10 protein-coding genes are annotated in these 6,239 nt (G+C 68.0%); 7 read left to right on the top strand and 3 right to left on the bottom strand.

Translation table 11 applies throughout. The features are described from left to right. Nucleotides 1-70: 70 nt before the first annotated feature. Nucleotides 71-1,333: a thioredoxin family protein gene (locus tag ACT6QK_RS02955; protein ID WP_444596317.1), complete on the top strand. Its 1,263-nt coding sequence runs from the start codon at nt 71-73 to the stop codon at nt 1,331-1,333. On the opposite strand, the gene recO is transcribed toward ACT6QK_RS02955, so the two are convergent. Genes recO through ACT6QK_RS02940 form a run of 3 tightly spaced genes read right to left on the bottom strand, consistent with a single transcriptional unit; the run spans nt 1,330 to nt 3,228 of the window. Then, the gene (gene recO, locus ACT6QK_RS02950) at nt 1,330-2,061 is read right to left on the bottom strand and encodes a DNA repair protein RecO (protein ID WP_444596316.1); all 732 of its coding nucleotides are present in this window, start codon (nt 2,059-2,061) and stop codon (nt 1,330-1,332) included. The two genes, ACT6QK_RS02955 and recO, sit on opposite strands and share 4 nt — an antisense overlap. Continuing rightward, on the bottom strand, nt 2,061-2,558 hold the full coding sequence (locus ACT6QK_RS02945; protein WP_444596315.1) for a nuclear transport factor 2 family protein: 498 nt from the start codon (nt 2,556-2,558) through the stop codon (nt 2,061-2,063). Before ACT6QK_RS02945 ends, recO begins: the two co-directional genes overlap by 1 nt. 58 nt (nt 2,559-2,616) lie before the next feature. Then, nucleotides 2,617-3,228 (bottom strand): flavodoxin family protein, encoded by a 612-nt coding sequence (locus ACT6QK_RS02940; RefSeq protein ID WP_444596314.1) that lies wholly within the window; start codon nt 3,226-3,228, stop codon nt 2,617-2,619. Between the two features lie 129 nt (nt 3,229-3,357). Between ACT6QK_RS02940 and ACT6QK_RS02935 the strand changes: the two genes are divergently transcribed. The 6 genes from ACT6QK_RS02935 to ACT6QK_RS02910 are packed head-to-tail and all read left to right on the top strand — an operon-like array spanning nt 3,358 to nt 6,208. Beyond that, the gene (locus ACT6QK_RS02935) at nt 3,358-3,705 is read left to right on the top strand and encodes an ArsR/SmtB family transcription factor (RefSeq protein ID WP_444596313.1); all 348 of its coding nucleotides are present in this window, start codon (nt 3,358-3,360) and stop codon (nt 3,703-3,705) included. Then, nucleotides 3,689-4,192, top strand: coding sequence for an SRPBCC family protein (locus tag ACT6QK_RS02930; RefSeq protein WP_444596312.1), 504 nt, complete (start codon nt 3,689-3,691; stop codon nt 4,190-4,192). Before ACT6QK_RS02935 ends, ACT6QK_RS02930 begins: the two co-directional genes overlap by 17 nt. A gap of 25 nt (nt 4,193-4,217) precedes the next feature. Beyond that, nucleotides 4,218-4,700 (top strand): SRPBCC family protein, encoded by a 483-nt coding sequence (locus ACT6QK_RS02925; protein WP_444596311.1) that lies wholly within the window; start codon nt 4,218-4,220, stop codon nt 4,698-4,700. A gap of 32 nt (nt 4,701-4,732) precedes the next feature. After that, complete coding sequence (locus ACT6QK_RS02920) at nt 4,733-5,191, top strand: VOC family protein (protein WP_444596310.1); 459 nt, start codon at nt 4,733-4,735, stop codon at nt 5,189-5,191. Beyond that, complete coding sequence (locus tag ACT6QK_RS02915) at nt 5,188-5,574, top strand: DoxX family protein (protein ID WP_444596309.1); 387 nt, start codon at nt 5,188-5,190, stop codon at nt 5,572-5,574. Before ACT6QK_RS02920 ends, ACT6QK_RS02915 begins: the two co-directional genes overlap by 4 nt. A gap of 16 nt (nt 5,575-5,590) precedes the next feature. Continuing rightward, nucleotides 5,591-6,208, top strand: coding sequence for a dihydrofolate reductase family protein (locus tag ACT6QK_RS02910; RefSeq protein WP_444596308.1), 618 nt, complete (start codon nt 5,591-5,593; stop codon nt 6,206-6,208). Nucleotides 6,209-6,239: the final 31 nt, after the last annotated feature.

Here is a 6,239-nt window from a genome sequence, read left to right as displayed (position 1 = left end):
CCTCTAGGCCCCATGCCCGCGGCCGAACCTCGGCGTCATTCTGACCGGCGCCGCCCAGCAGGGCGCGGGTGTGGGATCCACCCTCCTGCTCCTGGCCTACGCCGCCGGAGCCGCGACCTCTCTCGGCCTGGCCCTGCTGGTCGGCGGTCGGGTGTTCAAGGCCATGAAGGGGGCACTGGGCGCCGGCGAGTGGTTGCGGCGAGGGCTGGGCGCCCTGGTGCTGGTCGGGGTCGCCCTGATCGCTCTGGGCCTCGACACTGGTCTTTTGACACGGGTCTCGGCCGCCAGCACCGGCCGCCTTGAACAGGGCCTGCTCACGACTGTCGGTCGAGGAACGCCCATGGGCCGCGCACCGGTCGATGTCGCGAATCTGCCGGTCGAGGGGCTGGCCCCCTCGTTGGGCGGCGCGACGACCTGGATCAACTCCCCGCCCCGGACGATGGAGCAACTCAGGGGCAAGGTCGTGGTGGTCGATTTCTGGACCTACTCCTGCATCAACTGCCTGCGCGCCCTGCCCTACGTCAAAGCCTGGGCGGACAAGTACCGGGACGACGGGCTTGTCGTGATCGGCGTCCACACCCCGGAGTTCGCTTTCGAGAAGTCCGAGGCCAATGTCCGGCAGGCGATCCAGCGTCTGGGCGTCACCTATCCCGTGGCCATGGACAACGACTTCGCCGTCTGGCGCGCATTCAAGAACCAGTACTGGCCCGCCCACTACTTCATCGACGCACAGGGCCGCATCCGTCACCATCGGTTCGGCGAGGGCGACTACGAGGGCTCCGAACGGGTCATCCAACAACTGCTGAAGGAGGCCGGCGCCCGGGTCGATGCGTCCACCGTGCAGGTGAAGGCGCAAGGCGACGCCGCAGCGGCGGACTTCTCCCGTCTGGATTCGCCTGAGACCTACGTCGGCTACGCGCGCGCCGAGAATTTCCGCTCGCCGGGCGGTCTGGTCCGCGACGCGGTGAAGGACTACGCGCCGGCCGCGCTCGCCCTGAACGACTGGAGCCTCTCTGGCCAATGGCGGGTCACCCGCGAGCACGCGGACCTCCAGCGTGCGGGCGGGCGGCTGGCCTTCCGGTTCAAGGCGCGTGATCTCCACCTGGTCATGGGGTCGGGGACGTCCGGCGCCACGCCCCGCTTCCGGGTGCGCATCGACGGCCAGTCGCCGGGCGCGGACGCCGGCGTGGACATCGACGCCCAGGGCATGGGCCGGGTTCAGGGCGAACGGCTCTATCAACTGGTGCGCCAGAAGGGTCCGGTGCGAGAGCGCACGTTCGAGATCGAGTTCCTCGATCCGGGCGTTCAGGTCTTCGCCTTCACCTTCGGCTAGAGGCGTCCCGCCTCGGCCAGCCGGCTCAGCATCCACACCCGGGCCTCGGGTATGGGCCGGTTCTGCGGATGGAACACGAACTGTTCGAGAAAGTGACCCGTCAGGTCGAACCCCGCGCCCACATCGCCCTCACCCAGCCCCGCCTGGGCGCCCAGCATGAAGGGCGGCAGCGTCAGGAGCTTGTCGGCATAGGGCGCGCCGGCCTCCCGAGACACGGCCCGGCCTGTGCGCGGACTGACCCAGATCAGATCGTCCATCGCCCCGGTCGCCGCGCACCGCGACAGGTCGAGACCAAATCCCAGATCCTCGAGCAGTCCCGCCTCGAACCGCACGAAGATGGCGGGCCAGACGTCGGGGATGGCGAAGGCCCCCATCAGGGCCTCGAAGGCCAGAAACGCGCCCGGATGCGGCTCCCGCTCCGGTAGCGCGCCCTGGGTCACCGCCGCCGCCGCCGCAAGCCCGGTCAGGGCCAGTGCGTCGTCGAACAGGGCGCTCGGCCCCTCGCCCACCGCCTCCAGCCGCGCCGAGCCCAGATGATCGCTGGTGCGGGCGCGATAGTCGGCGATGACCCGCGCGCCGGCCTGCAGAAACGGCTTCATCTTTCGCGACGCCCCGCCGGCCACATAGGCGCTGCGCCGCCCGTGGGTCTCGGTCAGGAGATCGACCACCACCCCGGTGTCGCCATGCGCCCGCGCCGACAGGACGAAGGCCTCCTCGTGAAAGTCCATCAGCCGCCCGGCCGCCCCGCCGCCGCCACGGCCTTCTGGGCTGCGATCGCCTCGACCACGGCCTTTGACGCCTCGTTCGGCACGGCAAAACTCAGCACATACTGCTCGATTTTCCACTCGCCATCGACAAAACGCAGCACGCCCGAGCCGCGCGTCTCGCCATAGCTGGCGTTGGTCAGCTTCTCCTCGAACCAGGCGACGCAACGGCAGTCGATCGGGGCGATTGTGATGGTCCGCTCCGTCGCCGGATAGGACCAGCCCTTGCCCTGGGCGAAATAGGGTTCGGCAAAGGCCCGGAACTCGCCCAGTGACCAGTGCTCCGACGCATCCGTCCCGATGAACCGCGCGTCCGACGCGAACAGGGCGAAATAGGCCGGACCGTCGGCGGCGGCGGAGGCGACGTTCAGCCGGTCCAGCACCGCCGCGACCTGCGCCTCGGCGGAAGCCGAGGGCATGGATTGCAGCGCGGCGGCGAGCGCGAGAGCGATCACGGACATGGCGAGGTTCCCGACTTGTTCACCCCTTCATAGCGCCGCATTGAAGAACGGCAAATCGCTATTCGCCGCTCTCCGGCACAGGGTAGGTCTCCGGTTTCAGCACCTTCGCCAGCGCCAGCAGGTTGCGCGCCGCGTTGCGCCCGACGCGGTCGGAATAGTCGTGACCCTGATCCGTCTCGACATAGTCGGGACCGGGGCCCGGGCCGAGGTGCCAGTAGGTCCAGCTCTGGGCCGGGATGGTGAAGCCCATGTCGATCAGGCCCTGCGAGATCGTCGCCACGATATTGTGGGCCCCGTCCTCGTTGCCGGTGACGACGATGCCCCCCACCTTGCCGACGGCGACCGGCCGGCCGGTGTCGTCCGTCTCGCCGAACCAGGCGTCCATCCGCTCCAGCGCGCGCAGGGCGACGCTGGACATCTGGCCCAGCCAGGTCGGGGTGGCGAAGACCACGACGTTCGCGGCCTTCAGCTTTGCGTCCACCTCTGGCCACTGATCGCCGTCGCCCTCGTCTCCGCTGACCCCGGGCTTGATGTCCAGATCGACCAGCCGGATCAGCTCGACCTCGGCGCCGCCCTTCTCGAGCTCGGCGACGACCACCTTCGCCAGCGCCTCGGTCGAGGACGTCTGCGGCGACGGCTTCAGGGTGCAGTTCAGGACGACGGCTTGCATGATGTTTTCCTCGCGTTGACCAGATCAACCGGTGGGCCGCATGGCCGTTCCCGCGCCTTGTTTAACCTATCGGTTGACAACCCACCGACACCAGCGCATTTAACCGATCAGTTACACACAATCGAAGCCATGCAGACCGACCCCCTCTCCGCCAAGTTCGCCGCCCTGGCCGACCCGACCCGTCGGGCCATCCTGGCGCGACTGACCGAGGGCGAGGCCAGCGTCAGCGATCTGGCCGCGCCGTTCGACATGAGCCTGCCGGCGGTGTCGAAGCACCTCAAGGTGCTGGAGAGGGCCGGGCTGATCTCTCGCGGCAAGGCGGCCCAGTGGCGCCCGGCCCGGCTGGAGCCGATGGGCCTGAAGGGCATGGCCGAGTGGCTGGAACACTACCGCCGCTACTGGGACCAGAGCTTCGACCGTCTGGAAGATTATCTTCGCAAGATTCAGAAAGGAAACGACGATGGCCAACGAAACTGACAACAACCCCTGCGACACCGACGGCGCGGCCCACGCCTTCGACCTGACCCTGGAGCGTATTCTGGACGCCTCGCCGGAGAAGGTTTTCCGCGCCTATACCGACCCGACGATCCTCAGCCAGTGGTTCGCCCCCAAGCCGTGGCGCATTACCGACGCCGTCGTCGAACCCCGTCCCGGCGGTCGGTTCAACTTCGTCATGCACGGCCCGGACGGCGAGCGCTTCCCGAATTCCGGCGTCTTCCTCGAAGTGATCGAGAACCGTCGCCTGATCTCGACCGACGCCTTCACTCCCGACTGGAAGCCGTCCGGCCAACCCTTCATGGTCGCCCAGATCGACATGGAGCCGACCGCCGACGGGAAAACGAAATACACGGCGACCGCCCGCCACTGGAACGAGGACGCCCTGAAGCAGCACGAGCAGATGGGCTTCCATGAAGGCTGGGGCCAGGTCGCCGACCAGTTGGCCGAGTTGGTGAAGGCCCTGTAGTCTGGACCTTGACCGGAGCTGTTCCATGTCCGTCGCTGAAGTCGTCGCCCCCGCCGTCCGCCCGACGCTGAACCTGCAGCGCGTGTTCGACGCCCCGCGCGATCTGGTCTGGCATGCCTGGTCCAATCCGGAGGTTCTGGTGCTGTGGATGGGGCCGGTCGAATGGCCCGCCGTCAGCGCCACCTGCGACTTCCGCGTCGGCGGCGCCTGGCGCATCTGCCTGCGTTCCCCCGACACCGGCGAAAACCTGTGGCAGGGCGGCGTCTACACCGAGATCGTCGCCCCCGAGCGCCTGGCCTTCACCTTCAAATGGGACGAGAGCCACGAGGACGGGCCGCCGGTCGATACCTTGGTCACCGTCCGCCTCATCGAGACCGACGACGGCTGCACCCGGATGGACTTCACCCACGAGGGCCTGAAGTCCGAACAGAGCCTGACCGGCCACCGCCACGGCTGGAACAGCACCGCCGACCGGCTGGAGGCCTGGCTCGCCGCCAATCCCGACTGATCCAACGACAATACAGAAGAGGAAACGCCGACATGAAAATCGTCACCAGCCTCAGCTTTTCCGGCCAATGCCGCGAAGCCTTCGAATTCTACGCCGCCGTTCTGGGCGGACAGGTCACCGCCGCCTATCCGTTCGGCGACGGGCCGCCCGACATGCCGGTCGATGCCAAATACAAGGACTGGCTCATGCACGGCTGGCTGGAGCTGCCGGACGGCCAGGCCATCATGGGCGCCGACATGCCGCCCGAATTCGCGCCGAACATAGGCAAGCCCAAGAACGGCTTCGACGTCACCTACCACTCCGAGGACGTTGCCGAATGCCGGCGCGTCTATGAGGCCCTGTCCGAAGGCGGCACGCCCCAGATGCCGTTCGGCGAGACCTTCTGGTCGCCCGGCTACGGCAACCTGATCGACAGGTTCGGCATCCCGTGGATGATCAACGCCATCCCCGCCGCCGACTGGCGACCCTCGAGCACCGCGGGTTTCGAATGAAGGCCTCGCCCATGGTCTGGACCGGCAGGGCGCTCAGCGCCCTGTTCGTCCTCTTCATGCTGGGCGCCTCGGTCGCACCCAAGCTGCTCGGCATGCCGGTCGCGGCCGAGACCCTGGTCGGCCTCGGCTGGTCGGCGGATTACGTCCTGGCCATCGGCCTGATGGAGCTGGCCTTTGTCCTGCTCTACATCTACCCTCGCACCAGCGTTCTGGGCGCCGTCATGATGATGGGCCTGCTGGGCGGGGCAATGGCCACCCAGGTCCGCGTCGGCAATCCCCTGTTCAGCCATCAGCTGTTCAGCCTCTATCTCGGTCTGGTCATGTGGGGCGGACTGTGGCTGCGGGATCCAAAACTGCGCACCCTCTTCCCCTTCCGCCGCTGAAATCCGGAGCCGTCCGATGCGCAAACTCATCGTCGCCGCCTTCACCAGCCTCGACGGCGTCATGCAGGCGCCCGGCGGCCCGACCGAGGACCCGTCCGGCGGCTTCGCCTTCGGCGGCTGGACCTTCCCCCACTGGGACGAGGCCATGAACCCCTTCATGGACGTCTTCGACCAGCCGTTCGACCTCCTGCTGGGTCGTCGAACCTATGACATCTTCGCCGGCCACTGGCCGCGCATGCCCGAGGACGACCCGATCGGCGCCGTCTTCAACCGTGTCATCAAGTACGTCGCCACCTCGTCGCCCGACACCCTCGACTGGGCCAACTCCGTCGCCCTGACCGGCGACGTGCCCGCCGCCGTCGCGGCGCTGAAACAGGGCGACGGTCCGCCGCTCCTGACCCAGGGCAGCAGCGTCCTGATCCACGCCCTGCTCGAGCACGGCCTGGTCGATGATCTGCGGCTGATGACCTTCCCGGTCCTGCTCGGCCACGGCAAGCGGTGGTTCGACGGCGCCGTCCGTCCCGGCGACCTGACGCTGCGACAGAGCGCCATCTCTCCAACCGGCGTGGTCATGGCGGTCTATCATCCGGCTGGCGAGGTCCGCACGGGCTCCTTCGCCTTGCCGGAGGACTGAAGGCCGCCCCGGCGGGCTCGACCGCGGTCGC

Source organism: Brevundimonas sp. (assembly GCF_052436175.1).
In the GTDB taxonomy this organism is placed as follows: domain Bacteria; phylum Pseudomonadota; class Alphaproteobacteria; order Caulobacterales; family Caulobacteraceae; genus Brevundimonas.
This window is presented reverse-complemented; position numbering and strand designations above follow the sequence as displayed.

Coding starts and splice junctions, on each gene's coding strand:
- ACT6QK_RS02915 (WP_444596309.1), top strand. CDS start 5,188: ATGAAGGCCTCGCCCATGGTCTGGACCGGCAGGGCGCTCAGCGCCCTG.
- ACT6QK_RS02940 (WP_444596314.1), bottom strand. CDS start 3,228: ATGCAAGCCGTCGTCCTGAACTGCACCCTGAAGCCGTCGCCGCAGACG.
- ACT6QK_RS02910 (WP_444596308.1), top strand. CDS start 5,591: ATGCGCAAACTCATCGTCGCCGCCTTCACCAGCCTCGACGGCGTCATG.
- ACT6QK_RS02945 (WP_444596315.1), bottom strand. CDS start 2,558: ATGTCCGTGATCGCTCTCGCGCTCGCCGCCGCGCTGCAATCCATGCCC.
- ACT6QK_RS02925 (WP_444596311.1), top strand. CDS start 4,218: ATGTCCGTCGCTGAAGTCGTCGCCCCCGCCGTCCGCCCGACGCTGAAC.
- ACT6QK_RS02935 (WP_444596313.1), top strand. CDS start 3,358: ATGCAGACCGACCCCCTCTCCGCCAAGTTCGCCGCCCTGGCCGACCCG.
- ACT6QK_RS02920 (WP_444596310.1), top strand. CDS start 4,733: ATGAAAATCGTCACCAGCCTCAGCTTTTCCGGCCAATGCCGCGAAGCC.
- ACT6QK_RS02930 (WP_444596312.1), top strand. CDS start 3,689: ATGGCCAACGAAACTGACAACAACCCCTGCGACACCGACGGCGCGGCC.
- recO (WP_444596316.1), bottom strand. CDS start 2,061: ATGGACTTTCACGAGGAGGCCTTCGTCCTGTCGGCGCGGGCGCATGGC.